Here is a 26,558-nt window from a genome sequence, read left to right on the forward strand (position 1 = left end):
CTCAACGCTGGGTCAGCAATTCCTCGATCCGGATCGGGAAGCGGCGGACACGCACGCCGGTCGCGTGCCAGACGGCGTTGGCGACCGCGCCGGCGCTGCCAGTGATGCCGATCTCGCCGACCCCCTTGATGCCGAGCGCATTCACATGCGGGTCGTGCTCCTCGATTGTGATCACGTCGAGCGGCGGCACGTCGGCATTCACGGGGATGTGGTACTCGCCGAGATTGGCATTCATGATCCGGCCGCTGCGGCGGTCGGTGATGGCCTCCTCATGCAGCGCGAAGGACAGCCCCCAGATCATGCCGCCGAACAGCTGGCTCCTGACCAGATGCGGGTTGACGATCCGCCCCGCGGCGAAGGCGCCGATCATGCGGGTGACGCGGATCTGGCCGAGGTCGGGATCGACCTTCACCTCCGCGAACACCGCGCCGTGGGCGTGCATCGCATATTGCTCCATCGCCGCGGGGTTCGGCGCGCCGGTGCCGCGGGCCTCGACCTCGGCGAGGCCAGCGCGCGCGAGGATCTCCGCGTAGCTCTCGCTTCGGCTTTCGTCGTCACGCCGGATCAGTCTGCCGTCTCGTGCGATCACACCGGCGTTGCCGGCACCGAACAGCGGCGATCGCTCGTCGTTCGTTCCGAGATCGGCGAGCTTTGCAATCACGGCCGCGCCGGCGCTGTGGATCGCAGCACCCGCGGTTGCCGTGTGCGCGGAGCCGCCGGCAATGCCGGCATCCGGCAGGTCGGACGTGCCGGCCTTGAATTCCACATGATCGATATCGAGACCGACGGCATCGGCTGCGATCTGCGCGAGCGCCGTCCAGGCGCCCTGCCCCATGTCATGGGCGCCGATCCCCATCGCGCCGGACCCATCGCGGCGGATCACGGCGCGCGCTTCGGCCTGGAACATCAGCGCCGGGAATGTCGCCGTGCCCATGCCCCAGCCGACCAGATGGCCGGCATCATCGCGCATCTGCCGCGGCTGGAGCGGTCGCTTCGTCCAGCCGAAACGCGCCGCGCCCTGCTCGTAGCAGGCACGCAGTGCCTTGGAGGAGAACGGCTTGCCGCTGATCGGCTCGACCTCGGCGTAGTTCTTCAGGCGGAAGGCAAGCGGATCGATGCCGCAGGCCCAGGCCATCTCGTCGATCGCACTCTCCAGCGCGATCGAACCGGTCGCCTCGCCGGGTCCGCGCATGAACAGCGGCGTGCCGGTGTTGACGCGCACGGCGTCGTGCGAGGTACGGATCGCCGGCGCCGCATAGAGCGTGTGCGAGGCATCGGCCGCGGGCTCGTAGAAATCGTCGAACGTGCTCGATACGGTTCTGGCATGGTGATCGAGCGCGGTGAGACGTCCCTCGCCATCGGCGCCGATGCGCAAGCGCTGGCGCGTCGGCGCGCGATGACCGACCGGGCCATACATCTGCTCACGACGCAGCACGAGCTTGACCGGCTTGCCGACCAGCTTGGCCGCCATGATGCCGAGGACCGGCGGACCGCCCATGAGTCCCTTCGAACCGAAGCCGCCACCGAGGAACGGGCTGCGGATGTGAATCTTGTCGTGCGCGATGCCGAACAACTCGGCCATACGCGCGAGCGACAGCTTCAGGCCCTGGGTCGGCATGTCCACGGACAGCCTGTCGCCATCCCAGTGAGCCACGATCGCATGCGGCTCCATCGCGTTGTGATATTGCGGCGGCGTCTCGTAGGTCGCATCGATCCGCTTGTCGGCGGAGGCAAGGCCCGTCTCGACATCGCCGCGATGATTTTCCGTGGGGTTGCCGACGCCGACGACGGGCGGCACGAAACTCTCGCCGGCGTCGAGTCCGACCAGCGGAGGCAGCGTCTCGTAGCGCGGCGCGAGCAACGCCGCGCCTTCCGTGGCCGCTTCCAGCGTTTCGGCGATCACGACGGCGATCGGCTGATTGGCGTAGCGGACCTCGTTGCTCTGCAACGCCTCCATCCGGAACACGAACGGATTGGTCTTGATCTCCGGATCGACCGCAAGCTGTGGCTTGTGATCGGGCGTCATGACGTCGACCACGCCGGGATGCCGCTTGGCAGCAGCGACATCGAGCGACGTCACGCGGCCGCGCGCGATGCCGGCGACGGCGATCACCGCAAACAGCATGCCGGGTGGATGATTGTCGGCGGCGTAGGTCGCCTGTCCCTTGACCTTGAGGATGCCGTCGCGGCGGGTCAGCGGCTGGCCGATGTTCGAGCCGTGGCGCAGATGGGCCGGCGCGCTGGTCAGATTGAGCTCAGGCATGAATGGCTCCAGACGTCGAAGCAAAAGGAGAGGCCGGCAGCGCGGGAATCCGCACGGGCGTACCGGCAGCGGCAAGGGTCAGCGCGCGCACGACGATGCGGCGTGCGAGCTCGATCTTGAAGGCGTTGTCGCCGGACGGCTTTGCGTCGGCGAGCGCGCGCCGGGCGGCTTCCTGGAAGGCGGCGGCCGTCGGCGCGACGCCCCTGAGCACGTCCTCCGCGGCGCGAACGCGCCACGGCTTTGCGGCGACGCCGCCAAGCGCAAGCCGCGCCTCCGCGATCTTGCCGTTCTCGATCCGCAACGCAGAAGCGGCCGATACGACGGCGAAGGCGTAGGACGTTCGCTCACGAACCTTCAGGTAGCGCGCATGCGCGGCGAAGCCGCGCGCGGCGGGCGGCAGGCGCACTGCGACGATGAGATCACCGGGTTCGAGCGCGGATTCACGCTCGGGTGTATCGCCGGGCAGGCGATGCAGGTCGTCGAGCGCGACTTCGCGACGGCCGTTCCTGCCCTCGATCTCGACGATGGCGTCGAGCGCAACCAGCGGCACGCAGAAGTCGGATGGATGCGTAGCGATGCAGCTCTCGCTCCAGCCGAGCACGGCATGGCTACGATTCTCGCCGCCGAGGGCATCGCAGCCGGTGCCGGCCTCGCGCTTGTTGCAGCGGCTGGCGGTGTCGTAGAAATACGCACAGCGTGTCCGTTGCAGCAGATTGCCGCCGACGGTGGCGGCGTTGCGCAGTTGCGCTGACGCGCCGGAAAGGAGCGCTTCGGCTACGGCGGGATAGGACTTCGCGAAGTTTGCGTCATGCGCGAGATCGGCGTTGCTGACGAGCGCGCCGATGCGCAACGATCCGTCGGCGAGGGTCTCGATCTGATCGAGACCGTCGAGATGCGTGAGATCGACCAGACGATCCGGACGGCTGACGCCGCCCTTCATCAGATCGAGCAGGTTGGTGCCGGCGGCAAGATAAGCGGCGCCCGGCTGGGCCGCGGCGGCAACGGCCTCCGTGACCGTGGCAGGCCTGACATATTCGAACTGTTTCATGCGGAGCGCCTCTGGTTGGTCTCGTCGGCGCCGGCCTGCGCCTCGAGCACGGCATCGACGATGCCGGCATAGGCGCCGCAGCGGCACAGATTGCCGCTCATGCATTCACGGATGCGCTCGGGATCGTTGCCGGCCTGGGCCTCGCTCATCATGCCGATCGCGCTCATGATCTGGCCGGGCGTGCAGAAGCCGCACTGAAAACCGTCATGGGCGATGAAGGCGGCCTGGACAGGGTGAAGCTGGTCGCCGCGCGCAACGCCCTCGATGGTGAGGATGTCGGCGCCATCATGGCTGATGGCGAGCGCGAGGCAGGAGTTGATGCGCTTGCCGTCGACGAGAATGGTGCAGGCGCCGCACTGGCCGCGGTCGCATCCCTTCTTGGTTCCGGTCAGATGGAGGCGCTCACGCAGGAGATCGAGCAGCGTGACGCGCGGATCGTCGAGGACGAAGTCGCGCCGCGCACCGTTCACGGTGAGGCTGATGGAGTGGTTCATACAAGGCTCCGATCAGATATGGACATGGCTCATCGCGCAGCGCGCCACCGCCGTGGCCGCCGTCGATATCGCATCGCCCGGGCATGACCCGAGCTGACACCGGCGAAGATACGGAGGCTGCCTCCGCTTAACAAGGGCCGCCAGAAAATATTTGGAATTCGTCAAAAGCCCGTGGGCGACCAACGCGATGCAGCCCTGCGAGGGTCCAACACGGGTTCAATCTAACCAATTCGTGATCTACATTGCCTGATATGGACGACCACGCCGACCAGATTCGCAAACCCCGCGCCGATGCCGTGCGCAATCGCGAGCGCGTGCTCGAGGCCGCGAAAGTCGTGTTCAATGCCGGCGGGCCTGAAGCGAGCCTCGAGGCCGTGGCAAAGCGCGCCGGCGTCGGCATTGGCACGCTCTATCGGCATTTCCCGACGCGCGAGGATTTGTTCGAGGCGGTGTACCGGCGCGAGGTCGAGCAGCTCAGCGAGCTCGCCGAGCAATTGAAGAACGCCAAGGACCCGGTCGATGCGCTCAGGCGCTGGCTGCGCTCCAATGTCGAATTCGTCGCCACCAAGAAAGGCATGTCGGCCGCACTGGCGCTGACGTTCCAGAGTTCCTCGGACCTCGCGGCGTTCTCGATAGACCGGCTGACCAAGGCGATCGGCTCGCTGCTCGATCGCGCGGTCGCGGCCGGCCAGATGCGCGGCGATGTCAGTCCGGAGGATTTGCTCAGGGCCTTGATCGGCATGTGCTACATGCACGACCAGCCAGGCTGGCAGTCGTCAGTGCTGCGGATGCTCGACGTGTTCGTGGACGGCCTGCGCGTGCAACCGGCCGCCAAGGCGCACACGGCCAAAGTGGCGAAGCCGGCCGCAAAACGGAAGCGATAGTCCAGCTGACGTGCTAGGATCGGTGCCGCCGGGATCTCAACGCGGAGCTTGCCATGCGCATTGCCGCCTTGCTCGTCGCAATCAGTTTTGCCCTTGGCGCCCCTCCGGCATTCGCCGATGATATCGCCGCGGCGCAAGGCGTCATCCGCGCCCAGGAACAGGCATTCGTCCACGACGATGCGGCCGCGGCCTATTCCTACGCCGCCCCGGCGATTCGGGAGATTTTCCCCGCGCCTGACATCTTCATGTCCATGGTGCAGAACGGCTACGCGCCGGTCTACCGGCATAAGAGCTTCGAGTTCGGCGACAGCAAGAGCGAAGGCAGCTGGATTGCCCAGCACGTCCACATCGTCGATGCCGACGGCAACGCCTGGGAAGCGCTCTACACGCTCGAGCAGCAGGGCGATGGCAGCTACAAGATCACCGGCTGCTCACTCTTGAAGGTGGGACAGGAAGCCTAAAGCGCGATGAGATTTGGATGAATCGTCATCGCGCTTTAGGTTGTTGTTTGCGCATGATTTTTCCGGAAAACCGCTTCGCACTTTTCCGGATCATGCTTTAGGTCGCGAACCCCGGGCCGGCCTTTGTCGCGCTCATCCGCGCGCGGATCAGCAGCAGCAGGACGATGCCGATATTGAGCGCATTCCAGGCGACGCCGTTGGCGAAGGCTGCGCCGTAGGAGCCGGTGGCGTCGAAGATGACGCCCGACACCCAGCCGCCGAAGGACATGCCGAACACCGAGGCAAAGATCACGATGCCGACGCGGGTTGCGGCCTCCTTCGCCGGCATCGCCTCGCGCACGATGATGGCGTAGCTCGGCACGATGCCCCCCTGGAACAGACCGAACATCGCGGAGATGAGATAAAGCGAGGCGAGGCTGTCGAAGAACAAGTAGAACACCAGCGCAAAGCCCTGCGCGAGCGATCCGATCAGCAGCGTGCGGATGCCGCCGATCTTGTCGGCGAGATAGCCCGAGCCGATGCGGCTGACGATGCCGCAGCCCATCATCAGCGACAGCATCTCGGCGCCGCGGGCGACGCCGTAACCAAGATCGCCGCAATAGGCGACGATATGCACCTGCGGCATCGCCATCGCCACGCAGCAGGAGATGCTGGCGATCGAGAGCAGCACCGTCAGCGTGTTGGTCGACAGCTTGAGATCGACCCGCGGCGGCGGCGCGTTGGCATGATCACGGGTATGGTCGTCGCCGATCTGTGCGCGCAGGACGAGGACCAGAAGCGCCATCGTGCTCGCGCAGACGATGCCGATGCCGATATGGGTGGTGCGCCAGCCGGCGGTCTGCGTACCCCAGCTCACGATCGGCGGCCACATCGTGCCGGCGACGTAATTGCCGCTGGCGACGATGGTCACGGCAAGCCCGCGGTAGCGCTCGAACCAGTGCGAAGCCTCCGCCATCAGCGGCGCGAAGGTCGCGGACGTGCCGAGGCCGATCAGGAAATACGCCGCGACGAACTGCCAGAGCTGAGTTGACAGGCCCGCAAGCACATTGGCGACGGCTAGAAAAGCAATGCTGATCGCCATCGCGGACACGATGCCGAACCGGTCGGTGATCTTGCCGGCGATCACGCCGCCCAGCCCGAAACCGAACATCATCAGCGTGAAGGCCAGCGACACCGCGCCGCGTGTGGCACCGAATTCCGCCTGCACCACGGGAATCACAACCACGACCGCCCACATGCCGACGGCGCCGATCGAGCCGATCACCAGCGCGATGACGAGCCGCATCCATGCCTGACGGGAATCAGGGCTGAACGAATCAGGCGTTTGTCCTGGATGATTTGGCGCGTGCACGGGCCGGAACATGGCCCGCGGATCAACCGAGGGTCAAGCAACGTGGCGATATATTGGTCATGCGCGGTGCACTGCGGTAAAATGAGCTTGGCGAATGCGCGTTTTGCGATTAGTTTGCAATCAGCGTGTGCAACCTTGCCGCGCGAGGAGCCTATCGGCGGAATGTTGTTGCGGTTGACGCGATCGATGCGGATCAGGGTGGGGCGGATCATCGCCCTCGCCTATCTGTTCTGCGTGCTCGCGCCGGCGGCAAGCCTCGCCTGGGGTGCTGGTCCGGCGCCGTGCCTCGACGATGCGATCCTCGCCGATCTCGTGCCGGCGCATCACCAGATGGCGAGCCATCTGCATGGCGATGCCTCGCACGAACATGCGGGAACCCACGCTCATCACCAGACCGCCGCAAAGGACGTCCCCGCCCCGCATCATCATGGCGGCAAGGGAACAGTGGGTCCGTGCTGTGCGATGATGTGCGTCAGCGCGTTGCCGGCCGATCTGCCGATCGTCGCAACACCGGTCCGGCCGACGTCCACCTGCGCGCCCGAGATCGTCGCTAGCCTGCACAGCTCGGCGCCGCCCCAGCACTACCGCCCCCCCATCGCCTGATCTGACGCGACGATTTCGGTCCGAGCGCGCATCTGCGCGCGCGAACCTGTGGTCTCCAGATCAGGAATAAATCATGCTTGCGCTTTCCGGGGCGAAGTCCGCCGCCGCATCTGCGGTGGGTGGACGACACTTTCGATTCAATTGGCTGCTGCTGGCTCTTGCCGTGCTGGCGCTGCCCGGCTGCATGCCGGCAACGACACACATCGCCAGCGCTGACCCCGCCGACCCCTCGGCGAAGGTGGCGCGCGTCGGCTATCGCTCGACCGTTGCGCCTTATACCAGCCTGCGGCCGGCGACACCGGCACCCTGGCGGGACCGCAACGACGCGGTCACGCCGCAATCGAAGCAAGACCGGTAGGCGCGCGCCATGGCACATCATCTTGCGCGTGGTCTGCTCGTGCTCACCACGTTCGGGCTTGCATCAATAAGTCTTGCCGGCTGCATGGCGTTTTCGCCGGACGGCGGCATGACGACGGTCGCTGACCTCACCAGCCAGACCATCAAAAAGGACGTTGCCTTCGTCCGATCGGCCGAAGGTGCCGAGGCCGTCGACGCGACCGTCCGCCGATTGCTGACGCGCACGCTGACCATCGAGACCGCCGTGCAGATCGCGCTGCTCAACAACAAGGGACTGCAGGCCGCCTATAACGAGCTGGCGCTGGCCGAGACCGATCTGGTCGAGCAGAGCCTGCCGCCCAATCCGGTCTTCTCGGTGTCGCGAATCTCGGGCAATGGCGCGAACGAGATCGAGCGCCAGGTAGTCGGCGACATCCTCGCGCTGGCCACCCTGCCGTTCCGCTCCGACATCGCCCGCGAGCGCTTCCGCGCAGCGCAGTTGCGCGCGGCGCTGGCGACGTTGCGGCTCGCGGCCGACGTGCGCCGCGCCTATGTCCGCGCCGTCACCTGCAACGAGCTCGTGGTGCTGCTGACGGACGCGAAGGCCACGGCGGAATCCACCGCCCAGCTCGCCGTCAAGCTCGGCGAGACCGGCTCGATCAACAAGCTCGACCAGGCCCGCGAACAGGTGTTCTACGCCGAGACCACCGCCGACCTCGCGACCGCGCGACAAGCCGCGACGAGCACGCGCGAAAGACTCGCGCGTCTGATGGGGCTGTGGGACGACGGCCTCGACTTCCGTCTGCCCAACCAGCTGCCGCCATTGCCGCGCCGGCCGCAGGCCCTGCCCTCGATCGAGGCCGACGCGGTCGCCCATCGCATCGACCTGCAGATCGCGCGGCTGGAGCTGACGGCGCTGGCGAAAGCGTTGAACCTCACCGAGGCGACGCGTTTCGTGACGCTGCTCGATCTCGCCGGCATCTCCCGCCGCACCCAGGATCCGGAGGGCGCACCGTTTCGCGAACGCGGCTTCGACGTGCAGTTCCAGATCCCAATCTTCGACGGCGGCGAGGTCCGCGTGCGGCAGGCGGCTGAGACCTACAATCTCGCCTTCAACCGCCTGACCGAGCGCGCCGTGAACGTCCGCTCGGAGGCGCGAGACGCTTATCGCGTCTACCGGTCCACTTACGACATCGCCAGCCACTTCCAGCGCGAGATCGTTCCCTTGCGCAAGATCATCACCGAGGAGATGCAGTTGCGCTTCTCCAGCATGCAGGTCGACATCTTTGCGCTGCTGACCGAGGCGCGGCAGCGCCTGGCGTCGCTGCGCGGCGCCATCGATGCCAGGCAGCGATTCTTCCTCGCGCAGGCCGACCTGCAGACCGCCGTCAATGGCGGCGGCTCGCCCGCTTCGGGCGGCGACAACGCAACCACCATCGCTGCGGCAGCGTCTGCCGACGGTGATCACTGAAATGGAGGCCAGCATGTTTTCCCGCCGAGGATTTTTAGGGACCGCCGCGCTTGCCGGAGCGTCGGCCGTCAGCGGCCGTGTGCAGGCCGCTTCGATTCCGGAAGCGCCCACCATGGACAAGGTGGTGATGCAGCCGCCGCTGCATCCGATCAGCGGGCCCGACTACCGTCCCGTCGTCACGCTGAACGGCTGGTCGCTGCCGTTCCGCATGAACGGCGACTGGAAGGAATTCCATCTCGTCGCAGAACCGGTTGTGCGCGAATTCGCCGAAGGCATGAAGGTGAATTTGTGGGGCTATAACGGCCAGTCGCCGGGCCCGACGATCGAGGCGGTCGAGGGCGACAAGGTTCGCATCTTCGTCACCAACAAGCTCCCCGAATACACCACCGTGCACTGGCACGGCATGATCGTGCCGAGCGGCATGGACGGCGTCGGCGGACTGAATCAGCCGCACATCGAGCCGGGAAAGACCTTCGTCTACGAATTCGAGATGAAGAAGAGCGGGACCTTCATGTACCACCCGCATTCCGACGAGATGGTGCAGATGGCGATGGGCATGATGGGCATGGTCGTCGTGCATCCGCGCGATCCGAACTTCCGAACCGTCGACCGCGACTTCGTCTTCGTGATGAGCACCTATCGCGTCGATCCCGGCACCTATTTGCCGCAGGTCAACGAGATGACCGATTTCAACATGTGGACCTGGAATTCGCGGGTGTTTCCGGGGATCGATCCGCTGCCGGTCAGGCTCGGCGACAAGGTGCGCGTGCGCATCGGCAACCTCAGCATGACCAACCATCCGATCCATCTGCACGGCCACAGTTTTGCGGTGACCTGCACCGACGGCGGCTGGATTCCGGAGAGCGCGCAATATCCGGAGACGACGACGGACGTGCCGGTCGGCGCGGTGCGCGTGTTCGACGTCCTCGCCGACAATCCCGGCGATTGGGCGTTTCACTGTCACAAGTCGCACCACACCATGAACGCCATGGGACACGACGTGCGCAATCTCATCGGCGTGTCGCGCAAGGACCTCGCCAAGGCCGTCGGCAAGCTCGCGCCTGACGGCATGGCGATGGGATCGACCGGGATGGCGATGGGCAACATGGAGATGCCCGCGCCCGACAACACGCTGCCGATGATGACCGGCGCCGGCCAGTTCGGTCCGATCGAGATGGGCGGCATGTTCACGGTGATGAAGATCCGCGAGGACCTCGCGCACGACGATTATCGCGATCCCGGACCTTACAAGTTCCCGCAAGGCACCGTCGCCTACGAAGTCACGGCACCGGCTGCCGAACCGACGCGGCAAAAGCCGGGCAGCCCGCCGATGAAGAACATGAAGATGTGAGCGTTTCGATGAACCACCAACTGGAGACCACAATGAAGAAGACCGTCACATTCGTCCTCGCGCTGGCAGCGCTCTCGATCTCGTCCGCCGGCGCGCACGAAAATCACGGCCATGCGTCCTTTTCCGCGGGCGAGCCCGGCGATCCCAAAAAGCCGGCGCGCACCATCGAGATCTCACTGAGCGAGATGTCGTACGAGCCGTCGAAGATCGACGTGAAGCGCGGCGAGCAGATCCGCTTCGTGCTGCGCAATGTCGGCAAGGAGGACCACGAATTCCTGCTCGCCACGCCCAAGGAAAATCTCGCGCATGCCGAGGTGATGAAGAAGCATCCGCACATGGAGCACGACGATCCCAACGGCGTGCGGCTTGCCCCGAACAAGACAGCCGAGATCGTCTGGAAGTTCAGCAAGGCCGGCACGTTCGAATTTTCCTGCCTGATTCCCGACCACCGCGACTACGGCATGGTCGGCCACGTCACCGTGAAGTAACGAAGGAAGCCCCCCATGAACCGCATCATCCGTATCGCCGCAGCACTGGCGCTGACCGCAAGCCTCGCCACCGGAGCCATCGCCGCCCAGGGCGCCGCGATCAGCGGCGAGGTCAAGAAGATCGACGAGGGCGCCGGCAAGATCACGCTCAAGCACGGACCGGCGAAAAGCCTCGGCATGGATGACCCCATGACCATGGTCTACCGCGTCAAGGACCCCGCTTTGCTCAAGCAGGTGAAGGTCGGCGACAAGGTCACCTTCGAGGCCGAGGAGGCGGCGGCGGGGTACACAGTGACGAAGATGGAGAAGGCGAAGTAGGGGCGCTTTGCCAGCCGCGCCGTCATTCCGGGATGGTCCGCAGGACCAGACCCGGAATCTCGAGATTCCGGGTTCGGTGCTGCGCACCGCCCCGGATGACACCCTTGCCCCCGAAACACCCCGGTCTGACCTCCTGCCGCCCCTCCGTTAACCCTTTGCTAACCATACACCCGGCAAGAATTGCCGAGTGAAGTCGAGTGTCGTCAGCCGCGTAGAACGGGGGATCCCCTGTGGACGCCAGTGCGGTGCCTCACTTTCGGAACGGCGGCCCATCGGCCGCCGCGCAGACGTTTGGGGCGCGCGGGCGGCAGTCGCGCGGGGAGGCAGCTACCATGGTCGACGTCACCGCAGGACAGGGCGTAGGCAGCGCGAGGCCGGGCCTCCCCTCCCTCAACGAGATCGTCAACATCCTCAAGCGCGGCGATATCGCGCTGGCGCTCGGCGTCCTCACCATCCTGGTGGTGCTGATCCTGCCGCTGCCCGCGATCGTGCTGGACCTGTTCCTGGCGATCTCGATCACGCTCTCGATCCTGATCCTGATGACGTCGCTGTTCATCCAGACGCCGCTGGAATTCTCCGCCTTCCCGACCGTCCTGCTGATCTCGACCATGCTGCGGCTGTCGCTCAACATGGCCTCGACCCGCCTGATCCTGTCGCACGGGCACGAGGGCACGGATGCCGCCGGTCACGTCATCGAGGCCTTCGGCAGCTTCGTGATGGGCGGCAATTTCGTCATCGGCATCATCGTCTTCGCCATCCTGATCATCGTCAACTTCGTCGTCATCACCAAGGGTTCGGGCCGTATCGCCGAAGTCGCCGCCCGCTTCCACCTCGACGCCATGCCCGGCAAGCAGATGGCGATCGACGCCGACCTCTCCGCCGGCCTGATCGACGAGAAGGTCGCCAAGCATCGCCGCAAGGAGCTGGAGGACGAAAGCGGCTTCTTCGGCGCCATGGACGGTGCCTCCAAATTCGTCCGCGGCGATGCCATCGCGGGCCTCCTGATCGTCTTCATCAACGTCGTCGGCGGCATGATCATCGGCGTCGCGCAGCAAGGCCTGTCCTTCGCCGACGCCGGACGCAGCTACACGCTGCTGACGGTCGGTGACGGTCTCGTCACCCAGGTGCCGGCGCTGATCGTCTCGACCGCGGCCGGCCTGCTCGTCTCCAAGGCCGGCGTGTCCGGCGCCGCCGACAAGGCGCTGATGAAGCAGTTCTCCGGCTATCCGCAGGCACTGGCGATGTCCTCGGCGGTCATGCTGGTGCTGGCGGCCCTGCCGGGCATTCCGACCATCCCCTTCCTGGCGCTCGGCGCCGGCGCCGGCGCGCTCGCCTGGCACGCCCGCAACCGCAACCGGGTGACCGCCAAGGCCGAGGAAGCCGCCAAGGCCGCGCCCGCTCCGGGGGCGCCGGGTGCGCCGGGCACTGCCGCGGCGGAGGAGCCGATCTCGGCCGCGCTCAAGATCGACGATCTCAAGATCGAGCTCGGCTACGCGCTGCTGCCGCTGGTCAACGGGCCCGACGGCACCGACCGTCTCACCGAGCAGATCAAGGCGCTGCGCCGGTCGCTCGCGATCGAGATGGGGTTTGTGATGCCTGCGGTGCGCATCCTCGACAACGTCCAGCTCGAGGCCAACACCTACATCATCAAGATCAAGGAGGTCGACGCCGGCACCGGCAAGATCTGGCCGAACCAGTTCATGGTCATGGACCCCGGCGGCAGCCAGGTGCAGGTGCCCGGCATCCACACCACCGAGCCGACCTTCGGCCTGCCCGCGACCTGGGTCGACGCCAGCCTCAAGGAGGAGGCCTCGCTCAAGGGCTACACCGTCGTCGACGCCGCGACGGTGCTCTCCACCCATCTCACCGAGCTGCTCAAGGCCAACATGTCGGACCTGCTCTCCTATGGCGAGGTGCAGAAGCTGCTCAAGGAGCTGCCGAAGGAGCAGAGCGAGCTGGTCAAGGACATCGTGCCGGGACAGGTCACGGTCTCCGGCATCCAGCGCGTGCTGCAGCTGCTGCTCGCCGAGCGCATCTCGATCCGCGACCTCTCGACCATCCTCGAAGGCATCGCCGATTCGCTGGCCTTCTCGCGCAATCCCACGACCATGGTCGAGCACGTCCGCGCCCGCCTGGCGCGGCAGATCTGCGCGCAGAACACGTCGTACAACGGCTACCTTCCGCTGATCGCGCTGTCGGCGCGCTGGGAGCAGGCCTTTGCCGAATCCATCATCGGCCAGGGCGAGGAGCGCAGCCTTGCCATGCAGCCCTCGAAACTGTCGGAATTCATGACCGCGGTGCGCGAGGCGTTCGAGCGCGCGGCGCGCGAAGGCGAGGCGCCGGTGCTGGTCACATCTGCGGCAATTCGTCCCTTCGTCCGTTCCCTGGTGGAGCGGTTCCGGGCCCAGACGACCGTGCTCTCGCAGGCTGAAATCCATCCCAGGGCGAGGTTGAAAACAGTCGGAAGCGTCTGATTTGCCTTAAGAAGCCGTGTGTTTTTCAGCCACAGGCAAATGGTTTTTGAGTTCCTGGCGCCTTGTCGACCAAAGGTGGGTAAGGCGCCTTACAAGCACATTACAGCTTTGAAATAATTACAAAAATGCACGATCGAGGCTCGTTTTCGATCGCGATCTTTCACGTCCTGTCACGCTCTTGTGATCGCCCCTTGGGAACGAATCCCCCCAATACTAGGTTGTTGGGCACCGGAAGCATGAACCTGCCTCAAACGGCCGGCGACTACTTCGGGTAGATGGCGGCAGGAGGCTTCCATGAACCACTCGATCTACAGCGCAGATCGCTCGACCCATCTGAAGATCGTGGTCGTGGCCCTCGTCGCAGGGATCGCGGTGGCGGGCTTCGGCATCACGGCACGCTCGGGTTCGGATGAAGGTCTGACCCAGACGGCCCGCGTCATCAAGGCCGGCAAGCCGGTCGTAATCACCAGCTCGAACGCGTCCCTCGTTCGCTAAGGAGATCTGACGAGTTTTTTGAATTCACGCGGCTCTTTACCAGCCCCCCAAAGTCGCCACGTGGATATGTAGACGACCCCAACCCCAAGTCGACTACAGAAAGCGCCCGCCCCCCACGGGCGCTTTCTCATGTCTGGGGGACTCTGAGTCACTGGGGAGCGCACCACTCCGAACTCGTCTCTCGTGTCCCGGACGCGCTGCAGCGTTCTTACGCTGCTGCGCAGAGCCGGGTCCCAGGAGACCGTACGGCATACTGATTGATGGGCACCGGCCCTGCAGCGCACCATCGAAGAGACGCTGCGCTGCGTCCGGGGCACGAGAGCAGAGTGATGGCGCAAAAATGCTTCCACGTCGTCATTGCTGCGAGCTAGCGAAGCAATCCAAAACCCTCCGCAGAGACAGTCTGGGTTGCTTCGTCGATTGGCTCCTCGCAACGACGGTGCATGGCGCACCGAAGTCGCTTCCATGGCTCGCATTTCCATCGCAGACACACTTTCGCGCTCTCGCGGCTCACCTCGCCCGAGCTTTGCTTCATCGCTTCACCCTCGATTGGAAAAGGGCGCAGGGAAGACCGGGTGCCGGCCGGGCACCCACGGTCCACTGTGCGATAGGTGGCAACAAAGAACTTGCACAGCGGCATACAGGTGAAGCCAAAACATCCGACCTTCCCTGCGCAGTGGTTTTACGGCCTATGTCGCGCTCTCCCCGGGGAGCGATGCACTATTGCCCCCGTCGCCTTGCGGATGACTGATGCGAGGACCCGGTTGGGCCGCACGCATCCCCGCAAGGCTTGACGCACAGACCCCGGGCGTCAGGACCACACGATTTTGCCGTACGCGGATCACACCGGTCGCATGCGCGACGCCTCCGCTCACGGTTGCCCGCCCTGCGATGCCTTTCGCGCCGATGTGACCCACGTCCACCGCCGTCCAGCCCGCGTCCGTGACGATCGCGATACGCCCCTCTTCCTCGGGCTGGAGCGAGGTCACACATACGCCGTTTCCGAATTTCGGTAAAGTGGAATATTTTCGGCGGCGCCCATTGCCCTATTGCTTGGGTGTTTTGCCCGTCGGGCTACGCAAGGCTGGCAGGCGACGCTGCCTCGCGCCGATGCGCCGTCCGTCTCAGCGGCGCCCTCCATAAGTCGGCGGCGGCGCCTGCACGGTCGGAGCTGCCGCGGCGAACAGTTCGTCCTTGTTGCCGGTGAGCGGCGGATAGATGCGCTTGCGGTTGATGGTCTGCTTGGTCGCTTTCGCGGCCGCACCGGTGGCGCGGACCTCGCGATCCCACCCCTCGGTATAGAGCGCGCCCCAGGTGCCGAGATCGAGCACGGTGACGTACCAGTCGATACGCAGCGGCAGCATCGGCAGGCCCGCGAGATCGGCCACCACATTGTGGCCGGCGAAGCGGCCCATGGGACGCGCGAACTGGCAGGACATCACGGTCGGATGCAATCCGTCGACCACGCTGGAGGCGATGTCGCCGGCCGCGAACACGCCGCCGACATCGGCCACCCGCATGAACGGATCGACCAGCAGGCGCCCGAGGCGATCGCGCGCGTCCGGAAAGCTCGCCGCCAAAGGGCTCGCACGCATCCCCGCGCACCAGATCACCGTCTGCGTCGGAATGAACTCACCCGAGCTCAGGTGAACGCCGGCCGCCTCGACGGATGCGACGCGCGCGCCGAGCCGCGTCTCGACGTCGAGGGACGACAACGCCGTCTCGATGACGGGCCGCGCATGCGCGCCGATGGTGGCGCCGACCGCCGGATTGGGATCGACCAGGACGATGCGGCGGCTGCCGGTGATGCCCGCACGCGCCAGGCGGTCCGGCATCTCGGCGGCGACCTCGATGCCGGTGAAGCCGGCGCCGACCACCACCACCGTCGAACGCCCCGGCGACGGCGCACTGCGTCCGAGCGAGACGAGATGATCCTCGAGACGGAGCGCGGCGACATAGGTGTCGACGTCGAAGGCGTGCTCGGCAAGGCCAGGAACGGCGGGACGCATCACCTCGCTGCCGAGCGCCAGCACAAGGCGGTCATAGCTCAGCGTCTCCTCGCCGCCGCTGGTGACGAGCGATATCCGGCGATGCGCCGGATCGATCGCCTCGACCTCGCCGATGCCGTGAACGACGCCGATCGGATCGAGCAGTTGCGCAAGCGGAAGCGCGACCTCGCTGAGATCGGTCTCGTAATTGCGCACGCGGATGTTGTGATAGGGATTGCGGTCGACGAGGCGGATCTCGATGTCGCCGACAGCACCGATCTCGTCGCGCTTGCGCGCGGCACCGATGGCCGCCCACAGGCCTGCAAATCCGGCGCCGAGCACGACGATACGCGCCATGTCCGTTGACTGCACTTTCCCAAGAGAACGACAAAGAGAACGACAAAGGGAACGACAAGGGAACGACAAGGGGACGACAAGGGGACGACAAGGGGACGACAAGCGATCGAGTGGCCTGCCCGCACAGGTAGGTATAGCTCATCGCCGCGAAGGGGCCAACTGTGATGCGCAGAACGAAACCGCGGCGCAGCTCAGGCCTCGCGGAGCTCCGACGGCGTCGCGCCAAAGCGCTTGCGGAAGGCGCGGTTGAAATAGGACAGGTCGGAGAAGCCGGAGGAATGCGCGATGTCGCTGATCTTGCGCGCCCGCGCGCGGGGATCGCCGAGCTGCTTGCGCGCCAGCAGGAGGCGCTGCTCCAGCACGAATTCGGTGAAGGTGGTGCCGGCCTGCTCGAACAGGCGCTGCGCCTGGCGCGGGCTGAGGCCGGAGCGCGTCGCGATCTCGGACAGGCAGAGATCGTTGCGGCCGAGCGCGGCCATCACGTCGGCACGCATGAGATCGAGACGCGCCGCCGCATGTCCGCGGCCGCGCGCAAGGCTGGCATGCTCGGCATCGGTGCCGAGCAAGAGACCGACGAGGTCGACCATGTGCTGCGCGGTGAGGCGCTGGCCGATGGCGTCCAGATGCGGCGCGTGATGAGCGGCAAGCGAGTGGTAGCGGAAGATTGTCTCGGCGACCGCGCCGTCCGAGAGCACTTGCGACAGCTTGTCCTCGGCGCGCGGATTGATGTCGAGCAGCGCGCGGCGCGGCATGCGGATGGAGGTGAAGCGATTCTCGTCGGTATGGCCGACGGTGCCGGTGATGCCCATGTCGACGAGCACCATCTGCGCGGGCGCGAGCTCCACGGAATGGCCGTTCTGCCCGACGCGGACGAGGCCCGCATGCGCTGCGATCAGGACGAGATCGTCGCTGCCGTCGGCCAGGTGGCTCTGCGTGCGCGTATATTGCGCGGAGGCGCCCTCGGGAATGGCGAGCGCGATATTGTCGACCACGCTGATCTGGAGCCGGCAGTCGATGCTGTCGCCATGGCTCGGCCCGATGTCGAGGCCGCAGGCCCCGAAGGCCCGCTCGCGCCATTGTTCGAAGGCCGGGCCCTGCGCCAGGCCCGCATATTGGTGAATGAAGATGCCCGGCGTCTTCGCTGCATCCATCTGATTTCTCGCCCCTCTTCCGGCACCATGATCGGCGGCGCCGACTTTGAATTCCGGGATTTGACGCCGCGACTTGCGGGGAGGTTCAAACGGGGAGCGGATTCGGCGGGATTTGTCGGCATGCGACGGCCGGATGGACCGTGGCGACAGTGAAGGGCCTGTAGCCCGCATGGAGGGGCTTGTCCGCCGTAGCTCGAAGAGCGAAGGCGGAAGCGACATGCGGGACCGGACGTCCGGCACCCCTGCCCTCCTATCGTTCGGGAGCCCTTCTGCAAAAAAATGAAAAACAACCCCATGCACAGTAGAACTATGGTTGCGAGCCGGTGCAGACATCGCTCCGTCAAGCCCTTGCTGCGTCGAACAAATCAGAGGCAAGGCGGCAATGATCGCGGAATCAGCGGCGCGGGTTCGTTTTCGCGACCAGACAGGCCGTCAGCGGGCGCGATACAAGGCCGGCGTGAATTTCGACTTTTACGAATTCCGTTTGACCCGTCGGGCAAAACAGTGGCACTATGCCATGCTGCCCCTTTCGGAAATCGCGACCGGCTCCTCGCGACGCGCGAGCGGTGGCGGCGAAAAATTCGGAGCGACGGCTAACCATCAGTTGAGTGCACGCGATCAGTCGGATGATGACCGCGATTGCGGAGAGTGGTGACCGGGAAGAGATGGGTTTCGCAAGGGCTCAACCCATCCTACGGACTAACAGCTCTTTCTCGTACTGGAACAGGTCGCCCTCGAAATGCCTGTCACTGAAATTATCGTGTCTCACTTCAGGGGCGCAGTCCAGCACTGTCACCGTAATTCAAATCCTACATATGTCGCAGTAGATCACGGGCCTCCATTTGAACGGCTTCAGTCGCAAGCCATATAAGATCATCTCGCGTAAGCCCGAGACACTCCAAGACCTCGCCTATCAAGGGCTCGGCTCCCAACGCTGCAACCTCCTCTGCACCGAGACTTACTTCCAATGTGCCGTGCTCCAAGCGGTGAGCCTCGTTGTATGTTTCATATTCAATGAGCGCAACTATGCGCTTGGACGGAAGCTTCAGCAGAACGCCCAGCAACTTCCCCAACCCGTCCTCGTTCCAAGATTCGACATTCAGGCCAAATCGATCTGCAAGTTCGGAAATTTGGCTTCGCAAACCAGCGATCGGGCAACGATCGGTTGGAAAGCGATAATCAAAGACTTGCTCGACACCTTTCATCGCTAGCCTCTTCTCTCAATACGCAAACTCATCAAGGAACCTGAGTGTTCTTTGTGAACTCAAATCGATGGGCGCTGCTTTCGCTCCGCCCGTCCTACGCGATAGCGCCGGCGATCAGTCGGATGATGACCGCGACTACGGAGAGCGGTGACCGGGAAGAGATGGGTTTCGCAAGAGCTCAACCCATCCTACAGCCTGTGGCCACGGCGATCTGCCACAACATTCGACCGGGGTAATGGGTCCTGGCTTTCGCCAGGACGACGACGGAGCGCTTACTTCTTCGCGGGCGCCTGCGGCTGGGACGGCGGCACGGTCTCGATCAGCTTGCCGGAAAACAGCGGCGCCGAGGTTGGCTGGCCGCTCGGCGAGCCGCCGGCCTGCTCGATGGTGACGGCGTAGGTCGCGCCGTTGACGACGTCGGCATCGTAGCCGGCGAGCAGCGGACGCGCGGTGAACTCGCCGGTGCCGATCACGCCGAGCGAGCGCGGGCGCGGCAGCTTGTCCGAGATCAGCCAGAGCTCAAAACTCTTGCCGGCCTCCGGCGTCGCGCCGACCTTGCGCACGGTGAAATTCCGCGTCGCGCCGTCGATGGTGAGGATGAAGGCGGGGCCGCCGCCCTGGCCCTGGAGCAGCGCGACATATTGCGCGGACGCGGCGAGCGGCGCCGGCGTCTTGACCTCGACCGTCTGGATTCGCGGTGCGGGACGCAAGGCCCCCGGCAGCGCGTCGGGCCGCAGGATCTGAAGCGACAGCGTCACGAGCAGCGCAGCCGCCAGCGCACTGAGGCCGGAGGCGATGGTGCGCCAGCGCTTCACGCGGCCCTCGAGCCGGATCACATTGCTGGTGTCGACGACCGGCGGCAGCGGCGCGCGCACGACGTCGGGATCGGGCGCATGGACCTGCGGCATGAAGACCGGCGTGATGTCGGGAATCGCATCAGGCGCTGGCCTTGCGGTGTCCACCTGCTCCGCGTCGGCAGGCGGCGGCTCCGGTTGCTTGACATCCTCCGACGGCAATTCGGGCCGCGCTGCGTCGGGCGCGGACGAGACCGGCACGGGCGGCACGACGTCGAGCGAGGACACCTCGGGAAGGGGCGGTGGCGGCGGCGCCGAAGCTTGCGGCGACGCGACGCCGGACGGCGCAGGCGAGTCTTGCGCAAAGTCCGTCCGCGCCAGCTCGGCCCTGATGTTCTCCCACACGATCGGCCGCGGCTCGATGGTGCCGACCATCTGGTTGAGCACGCCGAGCCGGTACGACCAGCCCTGCACGATCTCGGCGAACGCCTTGTCCACCGCCATCATGGTCTCGACCTGCACGCGCTCGTCGGCATCTAACGTGCCGAGCGCATATTCCGCGGCGAGCGCGATATGGTCCTCCGAATAGGCCATCACATGCAGTCCAGAACCACCCTCACAGTATCACCTCGCTAAAGTCCGAGACATTCGCGGATATCCAGCATGCTGCGCCGCAGCCACGTCTTCACCGTGTTGACGGGCGCTGCAAATTTCTCCGCCAATTGCTCGCGGCTCCAGCCATTGTAATAGGCGAGAAGCACGAGCCGCTGACGGTCCGGCTCGAGCCGGCCGACGCATTCGAGGAGCCGCTTCAACTCCTCGGTCATCTCCCGCCGCGCCAGCGGATCGGGACTGTCGGCCGCGACCTCCATCGCCTGGGGCTCTTCCTCGATGGAGACTTCCGACTTCTTCCGCACGATGTCGATGGCCCGGTTGCGCGCGATCGACGCCATCCACGTGATCGGCGACGACAGGGCCGGATTGAACTGGCCCGCGCCGTTCCAGATCTTGACGTAGGCCTCCTGAATGACCTCCTCTGCGAGATCCTGTCGACGCAAGATACGGAGCACCACGCCATAGAGTTTCGCGCGGGTGGCGACGTAGAGGCGCTCGAACGCGGCCTGATCGCCCTTGGCGACCGCCTCGATCAGCCCGACCAGCTCTGCCGGCGTCAGCATTCAGCCCCCTGAAACGCGGCCCGTCGCTTCCCTTCACCTCTCCCCGACGGCGAGAGGTCGATTTGCGCAGCAAATCGGGTGAGGGGGCGCAGGGCTGACGGGGGACCGTCACCCCTCACCCGGCGCTCCGCGCCGACCTCCCCCAAGGGAGAGGTGGGCACCACCGTCGCTGGCACAGCACTCATTCCCGCCACCATAGCGCGCGACAAAGCCGACCACCAAGGGGCGCGGCGCCACGCTGTGGACAGCCCATGCGAAAACCCGGACCTAGCGGGCCCGGGTTCTGCAAATTCCAAGATGATCCGGCTGCTGGCGCCGTTAGGCGACGGCGCCGATGCGGGCGCGCATCAGGCCGATGCTGTCGAGGTCGGCCTGCTCGCGGGCGTTTTCCTCGGCGCGCTCGCGGGCCTGGTCGCGCTCGTCCAGGAGCTCGACCTTCTTGAGCTCCTCGAAGGCCTCGGCCAGCGCGGCCTTGGCTTCGTCGAGCTGGCCCTTCAGCTCGTCGGCTGAGCGGGTCAGGTTCTCGCGGCGCTGGATGGCGGCCTTGGCATAGGTCGGATAGGCAAAGTGCGAGGGATCGTTGATCCCGGCACGCTCCTGCTCGGTCGTGATCTCGCGTTCAAGATCGGTCGACATCCGCTGGAAGTCGGCGATCATGGTCTCGATCTGGGTGACCCGGCGGCGCTTCTCGTCGACCTGAAACTTCTTCAGGCGAATGAGGGTATCACGTGACTTCATCGACTCGTACTCCCCAGAAGTCCCCTAGCTGCAAGACATACACACATTGGGACGTCACCGGTCTCCCCACAGGCCCGACTGGGGCCAAGACCGGCTCTGCTACTCTGTGGGATGGGATGATGACCTGACAAAGTTAGCGTTCCGTTTCCAAATTGCCGAGGATTTGCGCCAATTGGCGGTAGCCGTCCGCCAGCGAGGCATTTTCGTCCTTGCGCTGCCGCAAGAACGCTTCCAGCGGCTCGTGCAGGCGGATCGCCTCGTCGACCTCGGGGCTGGAGCCGGCCCGGTAGGCGCCCAGCCGGATCAATTCCTCCATATCGGCATAGGTCGCCATCACCGCCCGCGCCTTCTGGATGGTCGGCCAGAACTGCGGATCAGCGGATTTCGGCATGGTGCGGGAGACGGATTTGAGGATGTTGATGGCGGGGTAGCGGCCGCGCTCGGCGATCGAGCGCTGCATCACGATATGGCCGTCGAGGATGCCGCGGACGGCATCCGCGATCGGCTCGTTATGATCGTCGCCGTCGACCAGCACCGTGAAGATCGCGGTGATGGCGCCTTCCCCGAGGCCCGGCCCCGCCCGCTCCAGAAGCTTCGGCAGCTCGGTGAACACGGTCGGCGTATAGCCCTTGGCGGTCGGCGGCTCGCCGGCGGACAGGCCGATCTCGCGCTGGGCCATGGCAAAGCGCGTCACCGAATCCATCAGGCAAAGGACGTCCTGCTCCTCGTCGCGGAAATATTCGGCGACCGCGAGCGTCAGATACGCCGCCTGCCGGCGCATCAGCGCCGGCTCGTCCGAGGTCGCGACCACGACGACGGAGCGCGCCAGGCCTTCCTCGCCGAGATCGTCCTGCAAAAATTCCTGCACCTCGCGGCCGCGTTCGCCGATCAGCCCGATGACGCTGACCGCGGCATCGACGTTGCGCGCCAGCATCGAGAGCAGCACCGACTTGCCGACGCCGGAGCCTGCGAAAATGCCCATGCGCTGGCCGCGGCAGCAGGTGAGGAAGGTGTTCATCGCGCGCACGCCGAGGTCGAGCGGGCTGCCGACGCGCTTTCGCGAATGCGCCGGCGGCGGCGAATTGCGGAACGGCATCGGCGAGGCGCCCTGCGGCAGCGGCCCCTTGCCGTCGATCGGCTCGCCCAGCGCATTGACGACGCGGCCGAGCCAGGCCGACGACGGCCGCACGAGATTGGCGGCATTGGCGATCACCGCCTTGCAGCCGCGGCGCACGCCGTCGAGGCCGGCGAACGGCATCACCACGGCATTGTTGCCGGAGAAGCCGATGACCTCGCAGGGGATGGAGCGGTTGGCGCCGGTCTCGATCACGAGCCGCGCGCCGACCGACATGGCGTGGATGGGACCTGCCACCTCGACCATCAGGCCGCGCACGCCGACCACGCGGCCATAGATGTTGATGCCGTCGATGTCGCCGATCTGCTCGGCAAGAGCCTTCATATGGGCCGTGCCTTCATAAGAGGGCTTTCATGAGGGTGATCGCCGTCGTGCCTCCGGGCCTTCACGGTGAAACTCTTAAGTTTCGCCATATTTCTGAACGCCGCTTAACTTCGTGTTTACCCGCATCATTAATCATTGCGTCACTGTCTTTGTGACTGAGCGTGACTCCCCTTCAGAAGAAGGCTGAGTCGCGGGAGTCGGTTAGGCCCGTCTCTTAAAGTGGAACTTGAACGGGATCGGCTGACGAAAGCTGCTTCGCGCGCAAGACCTTAGGGCGATTCGACAAAAATTGCACCGGGGGGACTTGCGTTCCAGAATCAGAGTTTGTTAACCATCTGTTGTCAGGATCCGAATCAGTTGTTCAAAGGCGTTTTGTTGAGTGCCGCGAATGCGGCCGACCTGACGCCCAGGAGCGGCGACTATGGGGAACTGGCATGCGCGTTTTGCTGATTGAAGATGACAGCGCCGTCGCGCAGTCGATCGAGCTGATGTTGAAGTCTGAGAGCTTCAACGTCTACACGACCGATTTGGGGGAAGAAGGCGTCGATCTCGGTAAATTATACGATTACGACATTATCCTTCTCGACCTCAACCTGCCCGACATGTCCGGCTACGACGTGCTCAAGCAGCTTCGGGTCTCCAAGATCAAGACACCGATCCTGATCCTCTCCGGCCTCGCCGGCATCGAGGACAAGGTCAAGGGTCTCGGCGTCGGCGCCGACGACTACATGACCAAGCCCTTCCACAAGGACGAGCTGGTGGCCCGCATCCACGCGATCGTGCGCCGCTCCAAGGGCCATGCCCAGTCGGTCATCCAGACCGGCGACCTCGTCGTCAACCTCGACACCAAGACGGTGGAAGTCGGCGGCCAGCGCGTGCATCTGACCGGCAAGGAATACCAGATGCTGGAGCTGCTCTCGCTCCGCAAGGGCACCACCCTCACCAAGGAAATGTTCCTCAACCACCTCTATGGCGGCATGGACGAGCCCGAGCTGAAGATCATCGACGTCTTCATCTGCAAGCTCCGCAAGAAGCTGGCCAACGCTTCCGAGGGACGCAACTTCATCGAGACCGTGTGGGGCCGCGGCTACGTGCTGCGCGAGCCGCACGAGCACGAAGAGCGCATCCCCGCCTGATCCTGGGTTTACGTCGCGAGCCACGGCTCGCTCCTCCCAGCCTGGACCCCGCCGCAAATGGCGGGGTTTTGTTTTTTGGGGACGTCTTCTCCCTCTCCCGCTCGCGCGGCCTATGCCTCCCCCGCAAGCGCAGGGCAATCGCGTATGGCATTTTGCTCCGCTTGAACGCGCGCCTCGTCCCTCGAGACGGCCGCTTCGCGGCCCCTCAGGATGAGGCTAAGCGGCATCGGTGATCGTTGAAGCTGTTGCCGCACACTCGGTCCTCATCCTGAGGGCCCGCCAACGGCGGGCGTCTCGAAGGATGGCCGCGGAGAAATTGCCCCCATAGGCGATTGCCCGCGACGACCGCGGCTTCACCCACCTCTAACGTTGAACCGCTATGCTCTCCCCGCCGACGAATGGTCGCTGCTCGATGGGGGAACGATGATCCTGCAATCACTGGCCGGCCTGCCCGCCTTCCTGGTCTATTTCTGCACCGGGCTGGTCGCGATCGTGGCCTATCTGTTCGTCTATACCCGCATCACCCCGCATAACGAGTTCCAGCTGATCCGCGACAACGATCCGGCCGCGGCGATCGCGCTCGGCCTCAGCCTGCTCGGCTTCGTGGCCCCGCTGGTCAGCGCGATCGCGCATTCGGCCAATGTGCTGGACTGCCTGATCTGGGCAATGATCGCGCTCGTCGTCCAGGTGATCGTCTATTTCCTCGTGCGCGTGCCGGTGCCGGACCTGTCGAACCGGATCGCCGCCGGCGAGCTTGCGCCCGCGATCTGGCTCGGGCTGTCCTCGCTCGCCGCCGGCCTGTTGAACGCCGCCTGCATGATCTACTGACCATGGCCGAGAAACGCCCCAGCAAGGATTTCGGCAAGCGCCGGCCGGCACCACCGCCGCCGGCGACGCCGCCGGTGAAGCGCTCCGGCCAGGTCGCGCTGCTGGTGATGGGCACGATCGCGGTCGGCGCCACCGCCTTCACGCTGATGCCGCGGCAGAATTGCGATCCGCCTTCCTCCGGAGCTGCGCCGGGGCAGACGAGCGTGACGTGTAGCAGCCGCGGTTCGTCGGGCGGCAGCGGCGGCTCGCACTGGTCGTCGCGATCGAGCTTCTTCAGCAGCGATTCCTCCAGCCATTCCTCCTCGGGAACGTCATCCGATTCGGGCCATAGCAGCGTGAGCCGCGGCGGCTTCGGCTCGTTCGGCCATGGCTTCTCGGGCGGCGGCTGACCCATGCAACGCATCACCTGTCTCGAGCGCGATGACTGGCGAGAGACCGCCGCGCAATGCGGTTTCGTGTTCCACACCATCGGCGGCGACCGCTATTGGGACGAGCGGGCCTATTACGGCTTCACGCTCGACGAGATCGAGCGCGGCATCGAGACCCCGACCGGCGAGATCGACGCGATGTGCCTGGAGCTTGCCGGCCGCGTCGTCAGTGACGAGCGCCATCTGCGGCGCCTGAATATCCCGGAAGCGTTCTGGAGCCTGATCGCCGAAAGCTGGGCGCGCGACGACCGCAGCCTCTATGGCCGGCTCGACCTGAAGTACGACGGCCAAGGCCCTGCAAAGCTGCTCGAATACAACGCGGATACGCCGACCTCGATCTTCGAGGCCGCGGTGTTTCAATGGACATGGCTCGAACAGGCGATCGAACGCCGCATCATTCCGGTGCGTGCCGATCAGTTCAACTCGATCCACGAGCGGCTGATCGCGGCGTGGAAGGAGATTGCAGCCGGCCGCCATGTCCATCTCACCGGCACGATCGGGAACGATGAAGACGCCGGCACGCTGGCCTATCTCGAGGACACCGCGCGCCAGGCCGGACTGTCGACCACGCTGCTCGACATCGAACAAGTCGGCTGGCGCGATGAGCCCGGCGGCTTCGTCGATCTCGACGATGGCGACATCGCACTCGCCTTCAAGCTCTATCCCTGGGAATGGATGTTCCACGACGCCTTCGGCGCAAAGCTCAAGGACGCCGCCACGCGCTGGATCGAGCCGCCGTGGAAGGCGGTGCTCTCCAACAAGGGCATTCTGCCGCTGCTGTGGGAGATGTTTCCGAACCATCCCCATCTGCTGCCGGCCTTCTTCGAGGACGATCCGCGCGCCGCCGAGCTCGGAAAATCCTATGTGCGCAAGCCGCTGCTGTCGCGCGAGGGCGCCAATGTCACGCTGGTGTCGGGCGGCATGCCGCTCGACGAGCAGGCAGGTCCCTACGGCGCCGAAGGCTTCGTGCGGCAGGCGCTGTCACCGCTGCCGAATTTTTCAGGCTTCTATCCGGTGATTGGAAGCTGGCTGGTGAATCACGAGCCGTGCGGCCTGTCGATCCGCGAGGACGAAAGCCCCATCACGGGCAACGGCTCGCGGTTTCTGCCGCATGCGATTTTGTGAAAGTTAGTTTCTTCCCTTCTCCCCTTGTGGGCCTGTTGCGTAATCCGCCAGTTGTGATTCCCTAGGGCAAAGCCTTGGGGGAATGACGATGGCGGTGAAGCGGACAGGACAGCCGAGCTTTGTGGAAGCGCTGA

General features: G+C 65.2%; 27 protein-coding genes. 15 read left to right on the forward strand and 12 right to left on the reverse strand.

The features are described 5' to 3' along the window. Nucleotide 1 precedes the first annotated feature (1 nt). From RAD15_RS41080 to RAD15_RS41090, 3 genes are read right to left on the reverse strand one after another with little or no spacing between them, the layout of a single operon-like run. Nucleotides 2-2,263 (reverse strand): xanthine dehydrogenase family protein molybdopterin-binding subunit, encoded by a 2,262-nt coding sequence (locus RAD15_RS41080; protein WP_458184400.1) that lies wholly within the window; start codon nt 2,261-2,263, stop codon nt 2-4. Beyond that, nucleotides 2,256-3,311 carry an FAD binding domain-containing protein gene (locus tag RAD15_RS41085; protein ID WP_458184401.1) on the reverse strand — a complete coding sequence of 352 codons (1,056 nt, stop codon included), beginning with the start codon at nt 3,309-3,311 and terminating at the stop codon, nt 2,256-2,258. Before RAD15_RS41085 ends, RAD15_RS41080 begins: the two co-directional genes overlap by 8 nt. Continuing rightward, nucleotides 3,308-3,805, reverse strand: a complete 498-nt coding sequence (locus tag RAD15_RS41090; protein WP_458184402.1) for a (2Fe-2S)-binding protein — start codon at nt 3,803-3,805, stop codon at nt 3,308-3,310. The genes RAD15_RS41085 and RAD15_RS41090 overlap by 4 nt, the downstream gene beginning before the upstream one ends. A 251-nt stretch (nt 3,806-4,056) precedes the next feature. On the opposite strand from RAD15_RS41090, the gene RAD15_RS41095 reads away from it, so the two are divergent. Together RAD15_RS41095 and RAD15_RS41100 are read left to right on the forward strand one after the other, a co-directional pair. Next, nucleotides 4,057-4,689 carry a TetR/AcrR family transcriptional regulator gene (locus RAD15_RS41095; RefSeq protein ID WP_458184423.1) on the forward strand — a complete coding sequence of 211 codons (633 nt, stop codon included), beginning with the start codon at nt 4,057-4,059 and terminating at the stop codon, nt 4,687-4,689. 53 nt (nt 4,690-4,742) lie between these two features. Continuing rightward, nucleotides 4,743-5,150 carry a DUF4864 domain-containing protein gene (locus tag RAD15_RS41100; protein WP_458184403.1) on the forward strand — a complete coding sequence of 136 codons (408 nt, stop codon included), beginning with the start codon at nt 4,743-4,745 and terminating at the stop codon, nt 5,148-5,150. Nucleotides 5,151-5,247: 97 nt separating this feature from the next. Here the strand turns inward: RAD15_RS41100 and RAD15_RS41105 are convergent, their stop codons facing one another. Together RAD15_RS41105 and RAD15_RS41110 are read right to left on the reverse strand one after the other, a co-directional pair. Continuing rightward, nucleotides 5,248-6,513: an MFS transporter gene (locus RAD15_RS41105; protein ID WP_458184404.1), complete on the reverse strand. Its 1,266-nt coding sequence runs from the start codon at nt 6,511-6,513 to the stop codon at nt 5,248-5,250. Beyond that, the gene (locus tag RAD15_RS41110; protein ID WP_458184425.1) at nt 6,411-6,713 is read right to left on the reverse strand and encodes a hypothetical protein; all 303 of its coding nucleotides are present in this window, start codon (nt 6,711-6,713) and stop codon (nt 6,411-6,413) included. Before RAD15_RS41110 ends, RAD15_RS41105 begins: the two co-directional genes overlap by 103 nt. On the opposite strand from RAD15_RS41110, the gene RAD15_RS41115 reads away from it, so the two are divergent. The 8 genes from RAD15_RS41115 to RAD15_RS41150 all read left to right on the forward strand — a co-directional run bounded on the left by RAD15_RS41115 (nt 6,688) and on the right by RAD15_RS41150 (nt 14,037). Next, entirely contained in the window at nt 6,688-7,104 is a 417-nt protein-coding gene (locus RAD15_RS41115; RefSeq protein WP_458184405.1) for a hypothetical protein, read from the forward strand. The genes RAD15_RS41110 and RAD15_RS41115 overlap by 26 nt on opposite strands. A gap of 73 nt (nt 7,105-7,177) precedes the next feature. Beyond that, nucleotides 7,178-7,462, forward strand: coding sequence for a hypothetical protein (locus RAD15_RS41120; RefSeq protein WP_458184406.1), 285 nt, complete (start codon nt 7,178-7,180; stop codon nt 7,460-7,462). 9 nt (nt 7,463-7,471) lie between these two features. Further along, nucleotides 7,472-8,911, forward strand: a complete 1,440-nt coding sequence (locus RAD15_RS41125; RefSeq protein WP_458184407.1) for a TolC family protein — start codon at nt 7,472-7,474, stop codon at nt 8,909-8,911. Between the two features lie 13 nt (nt 8,912-8,924). After that, nucleotides 8,925-10,262 carry a copper oxidase gene (locus RAD15_RS41130; RefSeq protein ID WP_458184408.1) on the forward strand — a complete coding sequence of 446 codons (1,338 nt, stop codon included), beginning with the start codon at nt 8,925-8,927 and terminating at the stop codon, nt 10,260-10,262. 32 nt (nt 10,263-10,294) lie between these two features. Continuing rightward, nucleotides 10,295-10,750, forward strand: a complete 456-nt coding sequence (locus RAD15_RS41135; protein WP_458184409.1) for a cupredoxin domain-containing protein — start codon at nt 10,295-10,297, stop codon at nt 10,748-10,750. Between the two features lie 15 nt (nt 10,751-10,765). After that, nucleotides 10,766-11,068, forward strand: a complete 303-nt coding sequence (locus tag RAD15_RS41140) for a copper-binding protein (RefSeq protein ID WP_458184410.1) — start codon at nt 10,766-10,768, stop codon at nt 11,066-11,068. Nucleotides 11,069-11,400: 332 nt separating this feature from the next. Further along, nucleotides 11,401-13,542 carry a flagellar biosynthesis protein FlhA gene (flhA, locus tag RAD15_RS41145; protein ID WP_458184411.1) on the forward strand — a complete coding sequence of 714 codons (2,142 nt, stop codon included), beginning with the start codon at nt 11,401-11,403 and terminating at the stop codon, nt 13,540-13,542. 294 nt (nt 13,543-13,836) lie between these two features. Further along, entirely contained in the window at nt 13,837-14,037 is a 201-nt protein-coding gene (locus RAD15_RS41150) for a hypothetical protein (RefSeq protein ID WP_092193413.1), read from the forward strand. A gap of 1,124 nt (nt 14,038-15,161) precedes the next feature. On the opposite strand, the gene RAD15_RS41155 is transcribed toward RAD15_RS41150, so the two are convergent. Both RAD15_RS41155 and RAD15_RS41160 read right to left on the reverse strand, forming a co-directional pair. Continuing rightward, nucleotides 15,162-16,382, reverse strand: a complete 1,221-nt coding sequence (locus tag RAD15_RS41155; protein WP_458184412.1) for an NAD(P)/FAD-dependent oxidoreductase — start codon at nt 16,380-16,382, stop codon at nt 15,162-15,164. 191 nt (nt 16,383-16,573) lie between these two features. Continuing rightward, nucleotides 16,574-17,533 carry an AraC family transcriptional regulator gene (locus RAD15_RS41160; RefSeq protein ID WP_458184413.1) on the reverse strand — a complete coding sequence of 320 codons (960 nt, stop codon included), beginning with the start codon at nt 17,531-17,533 and terminating at the stop codon, nt 16,574-16,576. Between the two features lie 382 nt (nt 17,534-17,915). Between RAD15_RS41160 and RAD15_RS41165 the strand changes: the two genes are divergently transcribed. After that, entirely contained in the window at nt 17,916-18,188 is a 273-nt protein-coding gene (locus tag RAD15_RS41165) for a hypothetical protein (RefSeq protein ID WP_458184414.1), read from the forward strand. A gap of 154 nt (nt 18,189-18,342) precedes the next feature. Here RAD15_RS41165 and RAD15_RS41170 read toward each other — a convergent pair whose 3' ends face one another. The 5 genes from RAD15_RS41170 to fliI all read right to left on the reverse strand — a co-directional run bounded on the left by RAD15_RS41170 (nt 18,343) and on the right by fliI (nt 22,907). Continuing rightward, entirely contained in the window at nt 18,343-18,738 is a 396-nt protein-coding gene (locus RAD15_RS41170) for a hypothetical protein (RefSeq protein WP_458184416.1), read from the reverse strand. Nucleotides 18,739-19,010: 272 nt separating this feature from the next. Next, nucleotides 19,011-20,126 (reverse strand): anti-sigma factor domain-containing protein, encoded by a 1,116-nt coding sequence (locus tag RAD15_RS41175; RefSeq protein ID WP_458184417.1) that lies wholly within the window; start codon nt 20,124-20,126, stop codon nt 19,011-19,013. Between the two features lie 38 nt (nt 20,127-20,164). Continuing rightward, nucleotides 20,165-20,710 carry a sigma-70 family RNA polymerase sigma factor gene (locus RAD15_RS41180; RefSeq protein WP_458184418.1) on the reverse strand — a complete coding sequence of 182 codons (546 nt, stop codon included), beginning with the start codon at nt 20,708-20,710 and terminating at the stop codon, nt 20,165-20,167. A gap of 318 nt (nt 20,711-21,028) precedes the next feature. Beyond that, the gene (gene fliJ, locus RAD15_RS41185) at nt 21,029-21,448 is read right to left on the reverse strand and encodes a flagellar export protein FliJ (protein WP_008138882.1); all 420 of its coding nucleotides are present in this window, start codon (nt 21,446-21,448) and stop codon (nt 21,029-21,031) included. Between the two features lie 133 nt (nt 21,449-21,581). Continuing rightward, entirely contained in the window at nt 21,582-22,907 is a 1,326-nt protein-coding gene (fliI, locus tag RAD15_RS41190) for a flagellar protein export ATPase FliI (protein WP_458184419.1), read from the reverse strand. Nucleotides 22,908-23,341: 434 nt separating this feature from the next. Between fliI and ctrA the strand changes: the two genes are divergently transcribed. From ctrA to RAD15_RS41210, 4 genes are all read left to right on the forward strand, one after another. Further along, the gene (gene ctrA / locus RAD15_RS41195) at nt 23,342-24,043 is read left to right on the forward strand and encodes a response regulator transcription factor CtrA (protein ID WP_008138878.1); all 702 of its coding nucleotides are present in this window, start codon (nt 23,342-23,344) and stop codon (nt 24,041-24,043) included. A gap of 423 nt (nt 24,044-24,466) precedes the next feature. Beyond that, nucleotides 24,467-24,871, forward strand: coding sequence for a DUF350 domain-containing protein (locus RAD15_RS41200; RefSeq protein WP_458184420.1), 405 nt, complete (start codon nt 24,467-24,469; stop codon nt 24,869-24,871). A gap of 2 nt (nt 24,872-24,873) precedes the next feature. After that, the gene (locus tag RAD15_RS41205; protein WP_458184421.1) at nt 24,874-25,260 is read left to right on the forward strand and encodes a hypothetical protein; all 387 of its coding nucleotides are present in this window, start codon (nt 24,874-24,876) and stop codon (nt 25,258-25,260) included. Nucleotides 25,261-25,263: 3 nt separating this feature from the next. Beyond that, nucleotides 25,264-26,424 carry a glutathionylspermidine synthase family protein gene (locus tag RAD15_RS41210; protein WP_458184422.1) on the forward strand — a complete coding sequence of 387 codons (1,161 nt, stop codon included), beginning with the start codon at nt 25,264-25,266 and terminating at the stop codon, nt 26,422-26,424. Nucleotides 26,425-26,558 lie beyond the last annotated feature (134 nt).

The organism is Bradyrhizobium sp. 14AA (assembly GCF_054185205.1).

Excerpts from the sequence above, each read along its gene's own strand:
- RAD15_RS41080 (WP_458184400.1), bottom strand. The coding sequence starts at position 2,263 with ATGCCTGAGCTCAATCTGACCAGCGCGCCGGCCCATCTGCGCCACGGC.
- RAD15_RS41085 (WP_458184401.1), bottom strand. The coding sequence starts at position 3,311 with ATGAAACAGTTCGAATATGTCAGGCCTGCCACGGTCACGGAGGCCGTT.
- RAD15_RS41090 (WP_458184402.1), bottom strand. The coding sequence starts at position 3,805 with ATGAACCACTCCATCAGCCTCACCGTGAACGGTGCGCGGCGCGACTTC.
- RAD15_RS41095 (WP_458184423.1), top strand. The coding sequence starts at position 4,057 with ATGGACGACCACGCCGACCAGATTCGCAAACCCCGCGCCGATGCCGTG.
- RAD15_RS41100 (WP_458184403.1), top strand. The coding sequence starts at position 4,743 with ATGCGCATTGCCGCCTTGCTCGTCGCAATCAGTTTTGCCCTTGGCGCC.
- RAD15_RS41105 (WP_458184404.1), bottom strand. The coding sequence starts at position 6,513 with ATGTTCCGGCCCGTGCACGCGCCAAATCATCCAGGACAAACGCCTGAT.
- RAD15_RS41115 (WP_458184405.1), top strand. The coding sequence starts at position 6,688 with ATGCGGATCAGGGTGGGGCGGATCATCGCCCTCGCCTATCTGTTCTGC.
- RAD15_RS41110 (WP_458184425.1), bottom strand. The coding sequence starts at position 6,713 with ATGATCCGCCCCACCCTGATCCGCATCGATCGCGTCAACCGCAACAAC.
- RAD15_RS41120 (WP_458184406.1), top strand. The coding sequence starts at position 7,178 with ATGCTTGCGCTTTCCGGGGCGAAGTCCGCCGCCGCATCTGCGGTGGGT.
- RAD15_RS41125 (WP_458184407.1), top strand. The coding sequence starts at position 7,472 with ATGGCACATCATCTTGCGCGTGGTCTGCTCGTGCTCACCACGTTCGGG.
- RAD15_RS41130 (WP_458184408.1), top strand. The coding sequence starts at position 8,925 with ATGTTTTCCCGCCGAGGATTTTTAGGGACCGCCGCGCTTGCCGGAGCG.
- RAD15_RS41135 (WP_458184409.1), top strand. The coding sequence starts at position 10,295 with ATGAAGAAGACCGTCACATTCGTCCTCGCGCTGGCAGCGCTCTCGATC.
- RAD15_RS41140 (WP_458184410.1), top strand. The coding sequence starts at position 10,766 with ATGAACCGCATCATCCGTATCGCCGCAGCACTGGCGCTGACCGCAAGC.
- flhA (WP_458184411.1), top strand. The coding sequence starts at position 11,401 with ATGGTCGACGTCACCGCAGGACAGGGCGTAGGCAGCGCGAGGCCGGGC.
- RAD15_RS41150 (WP_092193413.1), top strand. The coding sequence starts at position 13,837 with ATGAACCACTCGATCTACAGCGCAGATCGCTCGACCCATCTGAAGATC.
- RAD15_RS41155 (WP_458184412.1), bottom strand. The coding sequence starts at position 16,382 with ATGGCGCGTATCGTCGTGCTCGGCGCCGGATTTGCAGGCCTGTGGGCG.
- RAD15_RS41160 (WP_458184413.1), bottom strand. The coding sequence starts at position 17,533 with ATGGATGCAGCGAAGACGCCGGGCATCTTCATTCACCAATATGCGGGC.
- RAD15_RS41165 (WP_458184414.1), top strand. The coding sequence starts at position 17,916 with ATGATCGCGGAATCAGCGGCGCGGGTTCGTTTTCGCGACCAGACAGGC.
- RAD15_RS41170 (WP_458184416.1), bottom strand. The coding sequence starts at position 18,738 with ATGAAAGGTGTCGAGCAAGTCTTTGATTATCGCTTTCCAACCGATCGT.
- RAD15_RS41175 (WP_458184417.1), bottom strand. The coding sequence starts at position 20,126 with ATGGCCTATTCGGAGGACCATATCGCGCTCGCCGCGGAATATGCGCTC.
- RAD15_RS41180 (WP_458184418.1), bottom strand. The coding sequence starts at position 20,710 with ATGCTGACGCCGGCAGAGCTGGTCGGGCTGATCGAGGCGGTCGCCAAG.
- fliJ (WP_008138882.1), bottom strand. The coding sequence starts at position 21,448 with ATGAAGTCACGTGATACCCTCATTCGCCTGAAGAAGTTTCAGGTCGAC.
- fliI (WP_458184419.1), bottom strand. The coding sequence starts at position 22,907 with ATGAAGGCTCTTGCCGAGCAGATCGGCGACATCGACGGCATCAACATC.
- ctrA (WP_008138878.1), top strand. The coding sequence starts at position 23,342 with ATGCGCGTTTTGCTGATTGAAGATGACAGCGCCGTCGCGCAGTCGATC.
- RAD15_RS41200 (WP_458184420.1), top strand. The coding sequence starts at position 24,467 with ATGATCCTGCAATCACTGGCCGGCCTGCCCGCCTTCCTGGTCTATTTC.
- RAD15_RS41205 (WP_458184421.1), top strand. The coding sequence starts at position 24,874 with ATGGCCGAGAAACGCCCCAGCAAGGATTTCGGCAAGCGCCGGCCGGCA.
- RAD15_RS41210 (WP_458184422.1), top strand. The coding sequence starts at position 25,264 with ATGCAACGCATCACCTGTCTCGAGCGCGATGACTGGCGAGAGACCGCC.